The organism is Aphanothece sacrum FPU1, from assembly GCF_003864295.1.
GTDB lineage: Bacteria > Cyanobacteriota > Cyanobacteriia > Cyanobacteriales > Microcystaceae > Aphanothece_B > Aphanothece_B sacrum.
On the sequence record NZ_BDQK01000014.1, the window covers coordinates 205,868 to 222,536 of the forward strand.

At 35.9% G+C, this 16,669-nt stretch carries 17 protein-coding genes and 1 tRNA gene; 4 read left to right on the forward strand and 14 right to left on the reverse strand.

Annotated features, from left to right (window positions below):
* Window positions 1–73 precede the first annotated feature (73 nt).
* Window positions 74–2,704, forward strand: a complete 2,631-nt coding sequence (locus AsFPU1_RS17440; RefSeq protein WP_124975976.1) for a CHAT domain-containing protein — start codon at window positions 74–76, stop codon at window positions 2,702–2,704.
* Between the two features lie 43 nt (window positions 2,705–2,747).
* On the opposite strand, the gene AsFPU1_RS17445 is transcribed toward AsFPU1_RS17440, so the two are convergent.
* The 7 genes from AsFPU1_RS17445 to AsFPU1_RS17475 form a co-directional block, all read right to left on the reverse strand.
* Window positions 2,748–3,131, reverse strand: a complete 384-nt coding sequence (locus tag AsFPU1_RS17445; RefSeq protein WP_124975978.1) for a type II toxin-antitoxin system VapC family toxin — start codon at window positions 3,129–3,131, stop codon at window positions 2,748–2,750.
* A complete protein-coding gene (locus tag AsFPU1_RS17450; RefSeq protein WP_124975980.1) occupies window positions 3,128–3,394 on the reverse strand; it encodes an AbrB/MazE/SpoVT family DNA-binding domain-containing protein in 267 nt (88 codons plus the stop codon). Before AsFPU1_RS17450 ends, AsFPU1_RS17445 begins: the two co-directional genes overlap by 4 nt.
* Window positions 3,395–3,501: 107 nt before the next feature.
* Window positions 3,502–4,176: a DUF928 domain-containing protein gene (locus tag AsFPU1_RS17455; protein WP_124975982.1), complete on the reverse strand. Its 675-nt coding sequence runs from the start codon at window positions 4,174–4,176 to the stop codon at window positions 3,502–3,504.
* Window positions 4,166–5,509 carry a CHASE2 domain-containing protein gene (locus tag AsFPU1_RS17460; protein WP_125061148.1) on the reverse strand — a complete coding sequence of 448 codons (1,344 nt, stop codon included), beginning with the start codon at window positions 5,507–5,509 and terminating at the stop codon, window positions 4,166–4,168. The genes AsFPU1_RS17455 and AsFPU1_RS17460 overlap by 11 nt, the downstream gene beginning before the upstream one ends.
* Window positions 5,448–6,464, reverse strand: a complete 1,017-nt coding sequence (locus tag AsFPU1_RS17465) for a CHAT domain-containing protein (RefSeq protein ID WP_125061149.1) — start codon at window positions 6,462–6,464, stop codon at window positions 5,448–5,450. The genes AsFPU1_RS17460 and AsFPU1_RS17465 overlap by 62 nt, the downstream gene beginning before the upstream one ends.
* 558 nt (window positions 6,465–7,022) lie before the next feature.
* The gene (locus AsFPU1_RS17470) at window positions 7,023–7,976 is read right to left on the reverse strand and encodes a DUF1822 family protein (RefSeq protein ID WP_124975986.1); all 954 of its coding nucleotides are present in this window, start codon (window positions 7,974–7,976) and stop codon (window positions 7,023–7,025) included.
* Window positions 7,977–8,020: 44 nt separating this feature from the next.
* A complete protein-coding gene (locus AsFPU1_RS17475; protein WP_124975988.1) occupies window positions 8,021–8,677 on the reverse strand; it encodes a hypothetical protein in 657 nt (218 codons plus the stop codon).
* Window positions 8,678–8,875: 198 nt separating this feature from the next.
* On the opposite strand from AsFPU1_RS17475, the gene AsFPU1_RS17480 reads away from it, so the two are divergent.
* Window positions 8,876–9,178: a hypothetical protein gene (locus AsFPU1_RS17480; RefSeq protein ID WP_124975990.1), complete on the forward strand. Its 303-nt coding sequence runs from the start codon at window positions 8,876–8,878 to the stop codon at window positions 9,176–9,178.
* Between the two features lie 40 nt (window positions 9,179–9,218).
* Window positions 9,219–10,199 (forward strand): transposase family protein, encoded by a 981-nt coding sequence (locus AsFPU1_RS17485; RefSeq protein WP_124972709.1) that lies wholly within the window; start codon window positions 9,219–9,221, stop codon window positions 10,197–10,199.
* A 381-nt stretch (window positions 10,200–10,580) separates the two neighbouring features.
* On the opposite strand, the gene AsFPU1_RS17490 is transcribed toward AsFPU1_RS17485, so the two are convergent.
* The 6 genes from AsFPU1_RS17490 to AsFPU1_RS17515 form a co-directional block, all read right to left on the reverse strand.
* Window positions 10,581–11,162 (reverse strand): DUF3727 domain-containing protein, encoded by a 582-nt coding sequence (locus AsFPU1_RS17490; RefSeq protein WP_124975992.1) that lies wholly within the window; start codon window positions 11,160–11,162, stop codon window positions 10,581–10,583.
* A gap of 33 nt (window positions 11,163–11,195) precedes the next feature.
* Complete coding sequence (gene surE, locus AsFPU1_RS17495; RefSeq protein ID WP_124975994.1) at window positions 11,196–12,050, reverse strand: 5'/3'-nucleotidase SurE; 855 nt, start codon at window positions 12,048–12,050, stop codon at window positions 11,196–11,198.
* 58 nt (window positions 12,051–12,108) lie between these two features.
* Window positions 12,109–12,180 (reverse strand) — tRNA-Thr (locus AsFPU1_RS17500).
* A gap of 49 nt (window positions 12,181–12,229) precedes the next feature.
* Window positions 12,230–12,889 carry a response regulator transcription factor gene (locus AsFPU1_RS17505; RefSeq protein WP_124975996.1) on the reverse strand — a complete coding sequence of 220 codons (660 nt, stop codon included), beginning with the start codon at window positions 12,887–12,889 and terminating at the stop codon, window positions 12,230–12,232.
* Between the two features lie 206 nt (window positions 12,890–13,095).
* Complete coding sequence (locus AsFPU1_RS17510) at window positions 13,096–13,527, reverse strand: (2Fe-2S) ferredoxin domain-containing protein (RefSeq protein WP_124975998.1); 432 nt, start codon at window positions 13,525–13,527, stop codon at window positions 13,096–13,098.
* A 78-nt stretch (window positions 13,528–13,605) separates the two neighbouring features.
* Window positions 13,606–14,343 carry a tetratricopeptide repeat protein gene (locus AsFPU1_RS17515; protein WP_124976000.1) on the reverse strand — a complete coding sequence of 246 codons (738 nt, stop codon included), beginning with the start codon at window positions 14,341–14,343 and terminating at the stop codon, window positions 13,606–13,608.
* 321 nt (window positions 14,344–14,664) lie between these two features.
* Between AsFPU1_RS17515 and AsFPU1_RS17520 the strand changes: the two genes are divergently transcribed.
* Complete coding sequence (locus AsFPU1_RS17520; protein WP_124976002.1) at window positions 14,665–14,991, forward strand: septal ring lytic transglycosylase RlpA family protein; 327 nt, start codon at window positions 14,665–14,667, stop codon at window positions 14,989–14,991.
* A gap of 185 nt (window positions 14,992–15,176) precedes the next feature.
* Here the strand turns inward: AsFPU1_RS17520 and aroA are convergent, their stop codons facing one another.
* Window positions 15,177–16,532, reverse strand: coding sequence for a 3-phosphoshikimate 1-carboxyvinyltransferase (gene aroA / locus AsFPU1_RS17525; RefSeq protein ID WP_124976004.1), 1,356 nt, complete (start codon window positions 16,530–16,532; stop codon window positions 15,177–15,179).
* Between the last annotated feature and the right edge of the window lie 137 nt (window positions 16,533–16,669).

A 16,669-nucleotide genomic window follows, 5' to 3' on the forward strand; every position in this document is an offset into this window, starting at 1 on the left:
CGCCCCTACAAATTTTGTCTGTCTACTTAGTTTGATTATCATGAAAAACTTGCTTATAAGGATTTAAAAATAAATGAAATTTAAACAAGTTAATAAATTCTATCAACAATTAATTTTAACTTTTCTCTTAGGACTATTTTTTAGTCTTTATCCAATAATTATTAGCGCACAAACAACCATATCTCCTGAAGAATTTGTTCGACAAGCTGAAAGTCTGTATCAAAAAGGACAAATATTAGAATCAGCCAATAACCTAGAAAAAGCTCTTAATATGTTTCAAGAACAAACATCTGAAAATATTGCCAAAATAGCGATTACAGCAACTAACCTTTGTCGTATACAAATTGAATTAGGACAAGGAGAAAAAGCAATAAATACTTGTGATTTAGCTATTAATAATTACCGTCAAACTAATAATTTGTTAGGAATTAAACAAAGCCAACTCTATCAAACTTACGCCCTTCAAAACCTGGGTTTATATCCCCTAGCTTGTCAGAAAATAAGCGAAATTATTAACATAGATTCAGAGAATTGTCAAGCATTTAAGTATCTCGAAGACCTAAAAGACCTTGAATCTTTTAAATCTATTCAGATAGGAGATATACTCACCATTGAAGCTTGGCGAAGTTTGGCAGAAATCTTGCGAGTTATTGGACAATTTCCTGCCTCTCAAACTATTCTCGAAACCTTATCTAAAGAATTAGAGCAAAACCCTAATATAGCCTCAGAACTATTCTTAAGTTTAGGCAATATTTACACTGTGCGTGGTAACTTAGAAAGGGAAAGAGTAGCTGATACAAAATATAATTATATTCCTTGGGAATATGAAAAAGGAGAAATTTATCAAAAAAGTTTAACCGACGAAAGTTATTACAAAAAAGCTCAAGAATCTTATCAAAAAGCTTCTCAAAGTTTAATCAAAGAAACCCAACTTAAAGCACAACTCAATCTCAGCCAATTATTATTATTACAAAACAAGGTTGAACAGGCTGAAAAATTACATAATGAGCTTAACTTAACTCAAATTCCTTTAACTCAATTTCGGATTTATGCTAAAATTCAATATACAAAACAACAACAATGGATTAACTCTCTTAAAAATCAACATAATTATACAAAAATTATTGAACTTCTAGAAGAATCTGTTCAAGAAGCGAACAGCATAGAAACCGAAAAAAGTCAATATTTAATTTCATATACTTTGGGCAATTTAGGAAGTTTTTATGAATATTTAAGTTATCAAAAAAATGATAATAATGCACTTAAAAAAGCCCAAGAGTTAACGCAAAAAGCCCTCTATTTAAGCCAACCTCAAGTTAATCCTTCTTTAGCTTATCAATGGCAATGGCAACTGGCAAGACTAGAAAAGGCAGCAGGAAATCTCAATCAAGCAAAAGACTATTATGAATCAGCGATCAAAACCTTAGAAACAGTTCGCAAAAACATCTTAATCATCAGACAAGATATTCAATTTTCCTTTCGAGATAATATAGAACCTTTATATAGAGAATTTATTGACAGCTTATTAGAGTTAAATCAAAAAAACAATGATCCAGAAATTCTAAAAATAGTCTTAAAACAATTTAATTCTTTACAACTTGCTGAATTAGAAAACTTCTTACAATGTGATTTATCATCCGCAACTGGTATTAAAGAAATCGGAGATTCTCAAGTAATGATTATTTCTCCTATTTTTCTGAAAGATAAACTTGCGCTTATTTATCAAATACCAGCAAAAAATAATTATATTAACTATCAAAAAATTAATATTTCTAATCAAGAAGTAACCAAAATATTGAAGAACTTACAAAATTATTTAGGAGAAGTAGGCAATGGTTGTTCAAAATGCGAAATTCCTAGAGAATCGCAAAAAGTTTATCAATGGATTATTAAACCTCTTGAACCAATTTTACAAGAAAATAAAGATATTAAAACTTTAGTTTTTATTCTCGATGGATTGTTAAGAAATATTCCTATGTCTGCCTTATATGATGCAGAAAAACAAGAATATTTACTGCAAAAAGATTACGCGATCGCTATTGTTCCCGGATTAACTTTATTGCAACCTCAATCATCATCAAAAACCCCAACAGTTTTGCTTGGAGGATATGAATTAGAACAAAAAATCAATAATTTATCCTTTCCTCCAATCAAATATTTAAGAGAAGAACTAGAAAACATAGCTAAAATTTTTCCCACCAGTTCGCTATTACTCAATCAAGACTTCACAGAAGCGAATCTTCAAAAAGAATTGCAAACAAATCAATATTCAGTAATTCATTGGAAAACTCACGGAATCTTTAGTTCTAATCCTGATGATACCTTTATTGTTGCTTCTAATCAAGTTATTAAACCTAATGAACTCAGCCAATTAATTAACACTGGAAGTCAAGAAAAAACAAGTCCTATTGACTTATTAGTTCTCAGTGCTTGTCAAACAGCAAAAGGAGATAATCGAGCAGTTTTAGGATTAGCTGGAATTGCAGTTAAAGCAGGTACTAGTAGTACCTTATCAACCTTGTGGAGAGCAGAAGATAAAGCAAATACTAAGCTAATGACAGACTTTTATCAAGCTTTATCTCAACCTAATATGACCAAATCAAAAGCACTTCATCAAGCACAATTATCTCTATTTACCTATGGTATAGAATATAAAGATCCACACTATTGGGCTAATTATATTTTAGTAGGTAATTGGCAATAATTTACAGCTTGTAATTTTTACTTTGTTTCTTGAAAATGCGACCTTACGGACGAATCACTTGCACATCTAAGATCAAAGGGAGGGTAGCCCAAATGCGGTCGCAGGTCAAAACAGAAACATTCAACTTCAAACCCAGGCTCAAACAAGCACGATCTCCCAATGACAAACCTGCCTGCTTGGTTTGCAGCCAGAGACGACCAGCTATTTCCCCATCTTCAGGGGTGAAGATAGCAATTTTCAGACCAAGTGCCTCCAAATCTTCCCGCATTCCATCGACGTTCACATCTGCCGCCACCGACTTCTGCACCACCTCAGCCCAATTCACACTCGACATTACCGCTTCAACCAAAACCTCTTCAATTACCTGGCCCCCAGGCTCATCGTGCAAGTAAGCAAGCAACGCCGACGCATCGAGAACTACCGTCATTCGTCCACTTCCTGTAGGGCTTGTTCACGCCGTTGAGCTATCAATTCATCTGCCAAACTAGTTCCTTTCGGCAATTGCGAAAACCGCGCTTTCAGTCGCAGTTTAATCGTTTCGGGTTTTTCCAAAATCAATCGCCCCTCTTCTGAACGAGCCACCAGTGTATCTCCTTCCTCAAAGCCCAACAATCGTCGCAAAGCGGCGGGAATTACCAATCTTCCTTGCCTACCCAAATGAACTTGCGTTTGTCTAGATGAATTAGTCATAGAATCTCTTTTGTGCCATACTACTTTTATATATGCCACAAAAGCCTGTTATGTGTCAACATTGAATAGCCCAAAGTCCTATTTCCCGATTATCAAGATATCTAGTATTAATAAATTGGTTGATTAACTAAATCTTCAGCTTTGATAGTTTTTAATAATTGAAACCAACGATTTTTGAGCATTTCATTATTAGGATTATTTTGTAAATTTTGTGCAGTATTTGCCCAAACATCGTACGAACTTTCTGGTTTTTCTGCTTCAGGTATTAAAGTAACTCGATAAAACCAACCATATATAATCATGCTACGATTATTTTTACAGGTAATTTTAAAGTACCAAGGGGTATATTCATTAAGTTCTAAAGTAATTGGAGTTTTCACTTGAATAATTCCTGACTTAACAGGAATTGTCACATTACTTATGTTTTTACCTTGAGAAGTATTAACCCAAAATTCTCCTTTACTAATACTTGTGTTATCATCAGGAAGATAGATTAAAACCACAGGTTTTTCTGAGGTCGTGAACACAGCATTTTCTTCAGGAATTAAGGCAGTAAGTGTTCCATTTTTTGAATCACAAGCTGTGAGTTCAGGATCTAATCCTCCCCCTGGTTTAGTTTTGTTGCGCGGGGGTGAAGTCTGAGGAGGAGGAGGTAATTTAGCGGAATTCTGTGGGAAAGCCTCCTTTATTCTATAATTTTTGGCTAAACTAATAGGATATAGGAAATTAATTAAGGCAAAAATTAGACTGATTGAACCCAAAAAGTATTGATTAGATTTCATGATTGTTCTTTAATCTATTCTGTAATATACAAGCCAATAAACTAGCTAAAATTGAAGGAATAAACGGTAGCCATAAACCAAATTCTAAACAAGCTAAACAAATCTTAAATAAAGGGATAGAAAATATTATAATTAGAAATATTTGTAAAAATAAAGCATCAGGGTAAAATCCCTTAATCCCTAAAATGACCATAGTTGTAACCGTTGAAAAACCAAGCACTAATAAAAAATCACCCCATTGAGAAAAAGCCCAAATAAGCGGTCGCTTATCTAATACTGTACTAATTACTTGACTTGTCATCTGTGCATGAATCCATACCCCAGGAATTTCTCCCATAGGAGTAAGAGAATAATCTTTAGCTGTGGGGGAGGAGTATCCTATTAAAATAATCTTATCTTTAATGAATTGAGGATCAATATTATCCGCTAAAACATCAGACATTGTAAAACTTTTCATACTTCTAAAACGCATATCAGGAGAATCTTGATAGCGATAATTAATCATAATTTGACTACTCCCATCTAACTTTTGATACCCTCCAAAACGAGCAGGTAAGCGGGGTAAAATTGTCTCTCCCAATTGCCAATTATTTTCTGAGTTAGTTTTAATTGGCTGAATATTTTTATGTTTGAGATAAGAATAGGCTAATGTCAAACTTAAACTATAAGGAATCATGCAAGAAGAAGAAGATTGAGCTAACTTAGGATCATAAGATAATAATTGACGACGTACTTTTTCTCCAGATAAAGGAAAATCATCAAACATTAAATTACTAAAGGCTAATTGTGATGGGTTGACTTCTGGTGGTGGGGCATAATTCTTATCTTGAGTATCAAAAGTACAAACAGTAATAACTTGCGGATTTTTGTTAAATAATTCTATTAATTTCTCTCTTCCTTTTCCTCTTGGATAATACCGATGAAGATCAACTCCCACAGCCACAGATTGATCAAGATTTAATTTGTTGATCGCTTTAGCTAAGATATCGTCAGGGATAGGATACTGATAACGACTGGTATCTTCTTCAGTTATTTCAATGACAACAATTCGCTGATCAATTAATTCTGGAGAACGTAATTGCATCATAGTATCATAAACAATTAATTCTACCCCTTGTAACCCTCCTAACGAACGCATTCCCATCACGATTCCTGTAGGCAGTAAAATGCAAATAAAGATGAATCTTAAGCTTTTCCACAAGGGTTTAACGATTGAATTTTTCCAAACGGGAGGAGAAGCGTTAGGATTTTGATAGATAAGAGGAAGCCAACTAGCACAAGGAAAATCTGTCTCTAACCCCTGTAATCTTTGTTGGGGCTTGTTGAAAGGCAAGATAAAAAGGAATTCCTTGAGTAAAATTATCTAAAAAATAGGCTACAAATTTATGAGCAACTTGATCGGGAATTAAGTCCCGCATCACAATAATATAGGGAATATTACAATGTGCTAATTGATTGATTAATCCAATGCCATCACAGGAATTAAAAATTACCACTTGTAATCCATTTTCGACAGCTTGCCTCATAGCATTTTCCAATTGATTAACAGTTAAACTCTCCTGGGAATTATGATAAATTCGCCCTTGATCTCCTTCGGTTTCGCTATGTCCAGCAAAAAAGATCATATCCCAAGATTTTTCCCATAATTTATTATTTATCTTTTCATGTCTTGGTTCTTTAAGGAATTCAACATTTTCATTAAACCGATGTTGTAATTCATTTTCATCCTCATTAACACTAATTTCTTCTCTCGCATTACAATGACCTAAAATCGCTAAAACTTTTTGACACTGGGGCTGATTTTGGTTGTTTACAGAAGTAACACTGTTAAAATTTAAGGGACAAAAAATAACCAGGGGTTGCCTATTTGCTTGTTGCAATTGCCATTGATGCCAAGGTAGTTTATAAAGAAGATAATCTTCTGTTGCTATCAAAATTTGATAGTATTGATACGGCTGTAAATAACTTCTAAGTAGTTGATCAATGGGTTGAAATAAGGGATATGTTAACCATTGTTGAAAACGAACACTTAACTGTTGTTCGGATTCTTGACATTGGGGAATTCTCATACCACGATCAATCTCCAAAGGTTGAATGCCCCTAATTCTTTGATATGGCGCACAGACTTGACGATAATTCTGCCAATGTTGGGTTAAAATGCTAACTAATTCAGGATCTGCGGGTAAATTCCCTGATTGTCTTGAATGATGAGAACCCTCTCGAATTTCTCCAAAAATCCGAAATCCTTGATGTTCTAATTTTCCGTCGAATTTGAGAGTAATTACCATTGCCTTTGTCTTAACTCAATCTTGGCAGAATTATTGAATATGCTATCACATTAAAGTTAGAAAATTGCTAAAATGTGGCAATAGATTTTCAATGATTTCTTTGATTTGGTGGGCAGTGCATCAGCCTACTAATGCACCAAATTAGATGAAACAGTCCAGTAGGTTGGGTTGAGGAACGAAACCCAACGGATCTCCCAATATTTTGGTATAAAACGTATAATCAGCTACAATACTCAATATGGTGGGTTACGACGCGCCTTAAAACTTATGAGTTTTTCATCAAAATCATAACCGCGTCTAACCCACCCTACGAATTATAAGCTTTACTTATCACCACAGGTACGGGAAAGCCCAGTAGGTTGGGTTGAGGAACGAAACCCAACGGCTCTGCCGACATCTTGGTATAAAATGTATAATCTGCTACAATATTTAATATGGTGGGTTACGACGCGCCTTAAAACTTATGAGTTTTTCATCAAAATCATAGCCGCGTCTAACCCACCCTACGAATTATAAGCTTTACTTATCACCACAGATACGGGAGAGACATTGTGTATTTTAAACCATAAAGTTTTCTACAAAAAATACACCTTCAAAAGTAATTTTAGCCGAAAAGCTATCACCTATATTCGCCAAAAAAGAAAATCGTAAATAAGGACTAATTTCGTTAGTATTAGCCTGCATTAAAGATTTTCCTGTTTCATCTAAAATCTGCATTTCAATTCCTTGTGGTAAATATTTATGTCCAGAAAAAGGATAGAGTTCAATGGAAATAATCAATTCTCTGCCCTCAGTAGGTTGAAAAGCAAATCCCAAAATTAAAGGTTCTCTCAAAGAGGATAATTTAATATTTTTCCCTTTTTCAATCCATTCAGATTGTTTAGGAAAAACTAAATTATTTCTCGTTCTTACAGCAACTTGCAATTGTGGATTAATTAAACTTGTTAATTCTCGCCAATTATCTACAATTTTATGACTTAATTTTTGAACTGTTAAGAATTGAGTTATCTGAGTTACTACGCCTGAAGTTATTGTCCCACCAATTGGTTGACTTAACTTATCTATTAATTCCTCGATGGGTTGAAAATTAGAGAGGATTACTTCTTCCGTATTGACAGTTTCAAGAAAACCTATTAATTTAGCTTCGGTTAATTCTTGATTTAGCTGAACAGCTACATAACCAATTCTATCTGACCAAACTTCCCCAGGAATTGAGCAAGTATCAGCATCAGGTAAAACTATACGACATTCTATTCTACCATAATCTTTGATGACTAAATCAGCTACATTTGAAAGAGTTTGCATAACTATATCCCAACTATCACTAGCTTCTAAATCTGTCTCAATATTCAAGCAGTTGAGATAATAATCAACAGCATAAACAGCTAAGGTATTTAGATAAACCTCTTTAGCTTTTTCTGGATTGGATTGCTGTCGATAGAATTCTTCAGCGATTTCGTAAGCCATCGCATTTAAAAAAACTGGAAATCCTGATAATGTTTGTACGTTCATTTTTGATACCTCTGTTTTGTGAGAAACTGAATTAATAGAAATAATTAATGTTCTAAATATTCTTTTATTTTAGGTTTAAATTTTTCAAGCGATCGCTGATAAAAATTGCTAATAGCTGAAACGTTGACATTTACTTCTTGGGCAATTTCTTCCCATGAATATCTCTCGATCCGTTTTCGTACCAGCCATCTAAAATTTACTTCAGGATTACTTCTCATTTTTTTTTCCTTAAATAATCCTTCGGGATCTTCTTGAATACATTGAACAATTTGTTCTGATAAACTCATTGTTTCATTATTTGTATTTTCAATATTTTCTTTCGGAGAACTATTTATATCATCTAGAGAACGTCTTTTGGTGTTAGACCAATTTCGATTTCTACCAGGATTAAAAATTTCCCCAATGGCATCAGGAAACTTCTTTTTTAACAGAAACTTAAACCACCTCATTACCTCTGCTTTTTCTGGTTGATAACTATCTATATTTTCGCAGATATACCGATAAGTTCTCTGTAGGGCGACAGCATAAATCTCTCTATAACTACCTTGATAGTCAGAAGGACAATCTAGGTGTATTTGTTGACTTAATTGTTGAATCTCAGAGATTAACTGATGTAAATATTTTTGTCGTTCTCGACTTTTTGACGGATGGCGTTTTGCTTCTAAAGCTAACTTTCTTAACCGTGCATCTAGTTCACTCATAACTCATATCAGACTCAGTATGACGATTGTTCTATTCTTGTTTCTACAATTCTGCCTGAGTTTTACACAAATGACATTTTTTAGATGCTCAAGAAAATTTTAATAAAACTTAACCGTATTGTTACTATTTTTGAGTAAAAGGTAGAAAATTTTAAGAATACGGATATATAGGAATCTAGTAAAAGAGTCACTCCTCCCATGAATAGAGAAACTTTGAATGACTTATCCGAGAAGATAACTCAATTGCAAACGGCTTGTCTAGCAAAATTTTCTCTGGATACCGAGATAGAAACGATATTTCGGCAGGTATTGACAGAAATCGAAACTTCTCAAAACCATGGGGAATGTCAACAAGACCTATTCTTATATGTGGAACTTCTGCGTTACTTCGATAAAATCAATTCTTGTCTTAATAGTCAGTTCCCCCGTTCTTTATCCTCAGAGGAGTTAATTAATTTAAGCAATAGACCTCTCTATAATACTATAAGATTAAAATTATAGAGTATAATTGAAGTGAAAACTAATTTAGTAACACCGACCAATGGACAATTACACTTGGAAACATATCCAGAAACATCCTCAAGAAACAAAAAGATTATTAGGAATTGATTATCACCAATTAAGGCAACTGATAGAACAAGGAAAAATTCTGCGCCAAAGAAAACAAGATGAAATCGAAAAAAAGAAAATTAGAATTATCAAAGCAGGAGGAGGAAATCATCCTAAACTCTCTGAGGAAGAACAAATTATTTTAATGTTAGTTTATCTAAGACATCACTTAAGTTTTCAATTGTTAGGCTTACTTTTTCAGATCAGTGAATCATCCGCTCATAAATTCTTTGATTATTGGCAAAAAATATTTCAAGATGAGTTACCACCAAGTCTCTTAGAACAAGTAAAAAAGTGTCAAGAAGAAATGGAAAAGATTCGGGAAGAATTAACCAATCATGAATTGATAGTAGACAGTGCTGAGCAAGTCATAGAAAGACCTTCCGACTATGAAATTCAGAAAAAATATTATTCAGGAAAACAAAAAAGACATACTTTTAAAAGTCAGTTTGTGGTTTTACCAAAGGGAGCGGATATTGTGGATGTAGTTGTAGGAAAACCCGGTCCTATGAGTGATATTAGAATCTGTCGCCAAACCCTAAATAAATTTGATTCTCAACAAGCTTTCAGTGGAGATAAAGCTTATGTAGGAGAATCTCAAATAACTACCCCACAGAAAAAGCCTAAGAACGGGCAATTAACTGAAGAACAAAAAGAAGAAAATAAAATTTTATCATCGAAGCGAATTTTTGTTGAACATCTAATTAGAGTCGTGAAAATATTTAAAATTATTCAAGAAAGATTTCGTTTACATAAAAGTCGATATGATTCAATTATTCTAACCGTTTGTGGCTTAGTAAGATTAAGAATTGGTTCTTTAATTTTAGAAATAATAGAATCGGCTGATACTGGTCAAGTAATTGACGTTGTAATGAGTCATAATTTTTCTGCAAAATTAGATTTTGATACTTGAAACTCTAATTAAATCGTTCTTGAGTCCAAATTTTCAATTAGGTCTTAACCCACTTACTTCCATTGCTGTAACTGGATTATAGATTATTGGAGATGTCTAATAAGGCAGAGGAATTATTAGAAATTGTATCCTGTGAGGAGTTTGAAAGGATAGCACATTACTTTATGATATAGTTACTATTGTCAACTAGTTTCAGTTAATGACAAAAAGCCCGCGATCGCGAGCTTCATTGATTCTTTATTGAGAATATGGCTCTCCCGTACCTGTGGTGATAAGTAAAGCTTATAATTCGTAGGGTGGGTTAGACGCGGCTATGATTTTGATGAAAAATGCATAACTTTTAAGGCGCGTCGTAACCCACCATATTAAGTGGGGAGTATGTCAATCCATTTCATCAAATAATAATTCTTCTAGAAGCGGTTGCATTCGTTCATCTTCAGGAGACACTAATTCAACCTCTCCTAGTAAATTGTATTTAGCTAAAAACAATAAAGGAGCTAAAGGAGTATAAATCGAGTATTTTTGGTCTTGATGATAGAAACTGACTAAGAACTGCAATTCTTCTGATTCTAAAGATTCGCCTTCCGTATCTAACTCTAAAGTCAGAATCCCATCATCTTCAATGGGGGGCAATTCTCCCTTAACAGTCAGGGTAAAAGCTGTCAACATTAAGGTCAGATCGAGTTCAGCTAAAACTGCTTTAGCATCAGGAAAAATTTCTTCAATTTCTTGCTTATCTTCTAAGAGAATAGCATCAGAAACCTCCTGTTCTTCTTCAGTTTCGTCATCCCAAACCAAGATTACAATAGGAATATCGACGGGCATCAGAAGGAGGAAAGTTCCGTCTTCTGCCTCTAGGGCGTTTTCCACATAACAGTCTAAAGTGCGACCATCCTCATCAGTCAAGGTCACACTATCAACTTCGTCTGGCTCGTTTTCTTGATTGAATTGGAACGAGGACATAGTTTTGAATAGGGCTTGCGATTGTTCAGAATATCATAAATTGTCATCACTTACTGACGGAAATTCCGAAAGATAGTTCGCTAACCAATTCGTTTGCTGTAAATCGCCAAAACTAGCCACATCAGTTAAATTGTATTGTAGGGGCGTGATGGTGATGTAATTCTGTTGAATGGCCTGGACATCGGTGAGAATATCAGAGGAAAGATAAATATGGTCAGGTTGTTCAATTTCCTGGACCACTTCTCCGGCCAACCAATAATAAGTTTTCCCACGGGGATCAATACGCTTTTGAAAGGTCTCTACATAACGACGTAACCCTTGACGAGTTAGCATCACTCCGGCGATCGCTTCTGGTTGAACTGGGGGAACATTAACATTAAGTAGGGTAATTTTGGCCAAAGGATGACTAACCAGTTGAGCAATGAGCGTCTGAGCGAAATTAGCGGCAGTTTGAAACTCATGAGAGGAAAAACTCGCTAAACTAAGGGCAATACTGGTAATCCCTTCTATAGCCCCTTCCATGGCCGCTGAGACAGTCCCCGAATACAAGACATCTGTGCCTAAATTAGAGCCGTGATTGATCCCAGATACCACAAAATCAGGAGGAGTATCAAGAACCGCGCTTAAGGCGAATTTAACGCAATCTGAGGGGGTTCCTGAACATGACCAAGCCTTGACTTGGGGATGAAAAAGTCCTTCAAAAATTTCGGCGCGTATGGGACGATGAATGGTTAAACCGTGGCCGGTTGCCGATCTTTCTCGATCTGGACAAACGACGGTTACGTCATAACCGGCCTCAGCGAGTGTATTAGCTAATGTACGAACACCGAGGGAAAAAATACCGTCATCATTGCTAATTAAAAGCGTTGGGACTTGGGAACTCGTCATGAGAAAATTAATTAGAAACCCCAATAATCTTAAGATTAAAGAGTAAATTGACAGACCAAGCTGGTGACGGGATTTGAACCTGCGACCGGCTGATTACAAATCAGCTGCTCTACCACTGAGCTACACCAGCAATAAAACTAGCATAGCAAATTTTGTCACCCTTTAATCAAATTTTATCATCAGGCCATATTACTTTCCATAGCCCAACGAGCTAATTCAGTGCGATTATGTAAATTAGTTTTATTGAGCATATTAGAAACATGACTTTCAATAGTTCGTTGACTGACGTTCAATTTTTCGGCGATTTCTCGATTTGCTAATCCCTGAGCCACTAATTGTACTACTTTTAATTCAGTAGGGGTTAACTCAACATTACTCGGAACCTGAATTCTGGTGCTATCATCTAGAGATGTCTTCGTCTTATGGCGCATCAGACGGCTGGCTTGTTTAAGAGAAGACTCTACTTGAGCGACTAATTCTTCAGGTTCAAAGGGTTTTACCATATAAACATCGGCCCCGGTATTAAGTCCCTTAACCCGATCTTGACTTTGTCCTTTAGCAGAAAGAAACATCACAGGAATCCAACTGGTACGTCCATCCTGTCGAATTCTATCTACTAAAGCATAACCATCCATTTCTGGCATCATAACATCACAGATAATCATATCTGGTATTTGTTTTTCTAATATTTCTAATGCTTCTCGACCATTTTCTGCGGTAGTAACTTCATACCCCTGGAATTCTAAATAATCTTTGACGAGTAAGATTAAATTGGGGTCATCGTCAACCAGCAGTAGGTGTTTATTATCTTTGTTGGGATTTTCTTTAAGCGATGGCATTCTTTTTCTCAGTTTAAGGGTTAGATAAGTTGTTATTGATGATAATTTAAAAATGGGAAAATTTCTCCATAGATCAATACTATCTTAAATCAAGCTTGTCTACTGTCTCAGCTTTGAGTAAAGGTTTATTGGATTTTTTTCCCATTTATTACAAAATGAGCTTGAAACTTGACAAATTACCTAAATTTATTCCCTGTTTAAGTCAGTTAAGGTAACGTATGGATCATAAAAGCATAATCTTCTACTATTTTATTGCCAATGAGGTGTTCTTGGATGATTCTTTCTAGAACTTCTGGGGTCGCTTGACGATACCATACTCCATCAGGATAAACAACCAGTATAGGGCCATCCATACAAACCCGTAAACAATTAGCTTTAGTACGAAAAATAGAGCTTGGTTGATCAAGAGTTGGTTGATCGAGTCCTAATTCTTTTAAGCGACGTTTAAGATAGTCCCAAGCTACTAAACTAACATCTTTAGAACAGCATTTAGGTTTAGTTTGATCCGCACATAAAAAAATATGCCGTTGAATTTGATTTAATCCCAAGGTTTGAATACATTCTTGAAGGGGATCTCGGATAATATCAGCCAGTTCTTCAACTTGATTAATTTTGGGTTCTATAACCGATTCTTTCATGGAGTTTAGAGAAAAAATAATTTTAGTTTTAGGGTTAATTATTGAGGAAAATGAAAGCAATTTAGACAAATTTTAAATTCAAGGATGAGGGGATTTTTGACTTAAGTTCTTAAGCAAGTTTAATTGCTCTAGGGCCGCTTTATATCCTTCGTGATCTCCCTGTTTTTGCCAAAGTTGGGCTGCTTTACGAAAATCAGAGATCGCGTTTTTGGGTTGTCCAAGATCTAGATAAGCTAAACCACGATTAAAATAAGCTTCTCCATAGTTAGGATCAATTTGAATAGCTTCGGTAAAATCTTCTTGAGCTAATTTAGGTCGTTTCGTATTCAAATAAGCTAATCCTAAATTATTATGAGCAAAGGCATCTTTTGGATTAAGTTCAAGGGCCTTTACATAGTCCTCGATGGCCATTTGATCCTGTCCCATTTGTAAATAGACATTGCCTCGGTTGACGTAAGCTTCTACCATTTTGGGATCAAGTTTAAGGGCCTGGGAAAAATCCGCTAACGCTTCTTCAAATTGCCCTAAATTACTATAAGCAAAACCTCGATTATAGTAAGCATAAACATCTTCGGGATTGCCTTTAAGAACGGTACTAAAATTAGCCGCGGCCCCTTGATAATCTCCCTGACGACTTTTTTCGATGCCCTGTTGTACCAATTCTACCCCATTAACAGTCATGACTGAGGACTTAGAGTCCGACTGTTCCTGACAAGCGACCACAGAAGTTAACACAATTAGGGATAGACCCAACAAGGAAAGATGACAAGGAAACTTAGCCGTCCTAGTTGGGAGTTGTGTCAGATATTTAAACATTGTTTTGAGGGATTTTTTTTATAAGGTGAATAGGACACGAAGCAGAATTAGGAACGGAATACATATCTTAGACCAGTATGGGAGTTCAGGGGCGATCAAGTGCAGCTAGGGGCGGGTTTTGCCGAAATTTTGGCAATTATCATCAATATGTTAGATAAAACCGTCCGTACACCTAAACAACCCATCAAAGCTTCCAGGGGGAATGGTCTTAATGCTTTGCTGTGAGCTTATATTAGCCTGTTTGCTAAAGGTCAACTGGACAAATTCAAAATAAATAGGTATATTGGCTTATACAGGTTCCCTTGTGAGGAGTTAGTAAGAATGAAAAATTTAGGATTGGCTATCTTGATGATAGCGTTGACTTCTATTCCTGGACACGCTCAAACAGCAACTTATTATTCTTCTGGTCTTCATGGCCGAAGAACCGCTTCAGGTGTTCGGTTCAGCAACCACCAACCTATGGCCGCTCATCCTTCCTTACCTTTGGGGACTAAAGTTAAAGTGACTAACCCCAGAAATGGCAGAAGTGTTATAGTTCGTATTGTTGATCGCTGTCGTTGTAGTATTGATTTATCTCAAGGGGCTTTTCGAGCTATTGGTTCGTTAGGGGCCGGCAGAATTCCCGTTAGACTTAAAGTGTTAAGATAAATTATGAATTATGAATTATAAATTATGAATTATGAATTATGAATTATAAATTATGAATTATGAATTATGAATTATAAAGGAAATGACTTAACCATTAAGGATTTGAGTCTATAATTCATGATTTTGATGTCTAATGAATTATCCCCCAATTCATAATTCATAATTTATAATTCATAATTTATAATTCATAATTCATAATTCATAATTTTCTGTAAGGTGGTGATAAATTGGGGATAGGATACGGCCGCCGCTTCGGCCCGCTCAATTTGAGTTGCTCCCTTGGCATTTAAAGCCGCGATCGCTAAACTCATGGCAATACGATGATCGGTATAACTATCCACTGTGGCCCCGTTTAATGGGGTTCCTCCCGTAATTTCTAAACCGTCGGGTAATTCAGTAATTTTTGCCCCCATACGGTTTAATTCGGTCGCCATTACCGCTAAGCGATCGCTTTCTTTGACTCGTAATTCGGCCGCATCTTTAATAATAGTAGTACCTTGAGCAAAGACAGCCGCCACCGCTAAAATGGGAATTTCATCGATTAAACGAGGAATTAAAGCCCCTTCCAGGGTACAAGCTTTAAGTTTACTGTATTTAACCCGTAAGTCGGCCACGGGTTCCCCTGTGACTATTCGTTCATTTTCTAAGGTAATATCGGCCCCCATCATAGCTAAAGCTTCTAAAATTCCGGTACGAGTGGGGTTAATGCCTACATTGTCAATTAGTAATTCCGATCCGGGAACAATAGAGGCAGCGACTAACCAAAAGGCCGCAGAACTAATATCACCAGGGACGATCACCTTTTGTCCAGTTAAAACATGGCCTCCACTAATGGTGACACTATTAGTGGTAGGATCTATGATAATGGTAGCTCCAAACCCTTGTAACATCCTTTCACTGTGATCACGGGATAAAGCAGGTTCGGTGACTGTGGTTTCTCCTTCACTCATGAGGCCGGCCAACAAAATACAAGATTTAACTTGGGCTGAAGCGATGGGAGAATGATAATGTATGGGTTTGAGGCTTTGTCCTTGGATAGCAAGCGGGGCCAAGGAATTTTGATTCCGTCCCCAAATTTTCGCGCCCATTTGTTCTAAAGGTTTGATAACACGGGACATAGGCCGCGATCGCAAAGAATCATCCCCCGTAACACAGAAAAAGCGGCCCGGATGAGAAGCAAGTAAACCTAACATTAAGCGTATAGTTGTCCCTGAGTTACCTGCATTGAGTATATCTAAGGGTTCTTGTAGTTTTCCTAGACCAATGCCTTTAACGATGACTTTTTGCGAGTTTAGGGGGGAAATTTCCGCTCCCATAGCCCGAAAACATTCGGCGGTACTGCGGGGATCTTCTCCTAATAATAACCCTTCGATTATGGTTTCTCCTTGTGCGATCGCCCCTAACATTAAAGCGCGATGGGAGATAGATTTGTCTCCAGGTATTTGTAAGGTTCCTTGTAATGATAGACCAGTGACAGGGGGTTCAATAATTAAATTTTCTTGTTTAGGAGTCTTGTTGAGGGTAACAATAGCAGTCGCCATAAAGGTTAAGAATAGTGGTTAAATAGTAATATTAACTTAAACTGGTGTGCTTTTTAAGAAGCACTGAAGCAGATACAAAACCGAGATTTTGGTAGTCTACTCAGATGTAATACATAGCGATTGTTAACCCATAAACC

What these genes read in the sequence shown, in the direction of transcription:
- AsFPU1_RS17440 (WP_124975976.1), top strand. Translation starts at nt 74, where the DNA reads ATGAAATTTAAACAAGTTAATAAATTCTATCAACAATTAATTTTAACT.
- AsFPU1_RS17445 (WP_124975978.1), bottom strand. Translation starts at nt 3,131, where the DNA reads ATGACGGTAGTTCTCGATGCGTCGGCGTTGCTTGCTTACTTGCACGAT.
- AsFPU1_RS17450 (WP_124975980.1), bottom strand. Translation starts at nt 3,394, where the DNA reads ATGACTAATTCATCTAGACAAACGCAAGTTCATTTGGGTAGGCAAGGA.
- AsFPU1_RS17455 (WP_124975982.1), bottom strand. Translation starts at nt 4,176, where the DNA reads ATGAAATCTAATCAATACTTTTTGGGTTCAATCAGTCTAATTTTTGCC.
- AsFPU1_RS17465 (WP_125061149.1), bottom strand. Translation starts at nt 6,464, where the DNA reads ATGGTAATTACTCTCAAATTCGACGGAAAATTAGAACATCAAGGATTT.
- AsFPU1_RS17470 (WP_124975986.1), bottom strand. Translation starts at nt 7,976, where the DNA reads ATGAACGTACAAACATTATCAGGATTTCCAGTTTTTTTAAATGCGATG.
- AsFPU1_RS17475 (WP_124975988.1), bottom strand. Translation starts at nt 8,677, where the DNA reads ATGAGTGAACTAGATGCACGGTTAAGAAAGTTAGCTTTAGAAGCAAAA.
- AsFPU1_RS17480 (WP_124975990.1), top strand. Translation starts at nt 8,876, where the DNA reads ATGAATAGAGAAACTTTGAATGACTTATCCGAGAAGATAACTCAATTG.
- AsFPU1_RS17485 (WP_124972709.1), top strand. Translation starts at nt 9,219, where the DNA reads ATGGACAATTACACTTGGAAACATATCCAGAAACATCCTCAAGAAACA.
- AsFPU1_RS17490 (WP_124975992.1), bottom strand. Translation starts at nt 11,162, where the DNA reads ATGTCCTCGTTCCAATTCAATCAAGAAAACGAGCCAGACGAAGTTGAT.
- surE (WP_124975994.1), bottom strand. Translation starts at nt 12,050, where the DNA reads ATGACGAGTTCCCAAGTCCCAACGCTTTTAATTAGCAATGATGACGGT.
- AsFPU1_RS17505 (WP_124975996.1), bottom strand. Translation starts at nt 12,889, where the DNA reads ATGCCATCGCTTAAAGAAAATCCCAACAAAGATAATAAACACCTACTG.
- AsFPU1_RS17510 (WP_124975998.1), bottom strand. Translation starts at nt 13,527, where the DNA reads ATGAAAGAATCGGTTATAGAACCCAAAATTAATCAAGTTGAAGAACTG.
- AsFPU1_RS17515 (WP_124976000.1), bottom strand. Translation starts at nt 14,343, where the DNA reads ATGTTTAAATATCTGACACAACTCCCAACTAGGACGGCTAAGTTTCCT.
- AsFPU1_RS17520 (WP_124976002.1), top strand. Translation starts at nt 14,665, where the DNA reads ATGAAAAATTTAGGATTGGCTATCTTGATGATAGCGTTGACTTCTATT.
- aroA (WP_124976004.1), bottom strand. Translation starts at nt 16,532, where the DNA reads ATGGCGACTGCTATTGTTACCCTCAACAAGACTCCTAAACAAGAAAAT.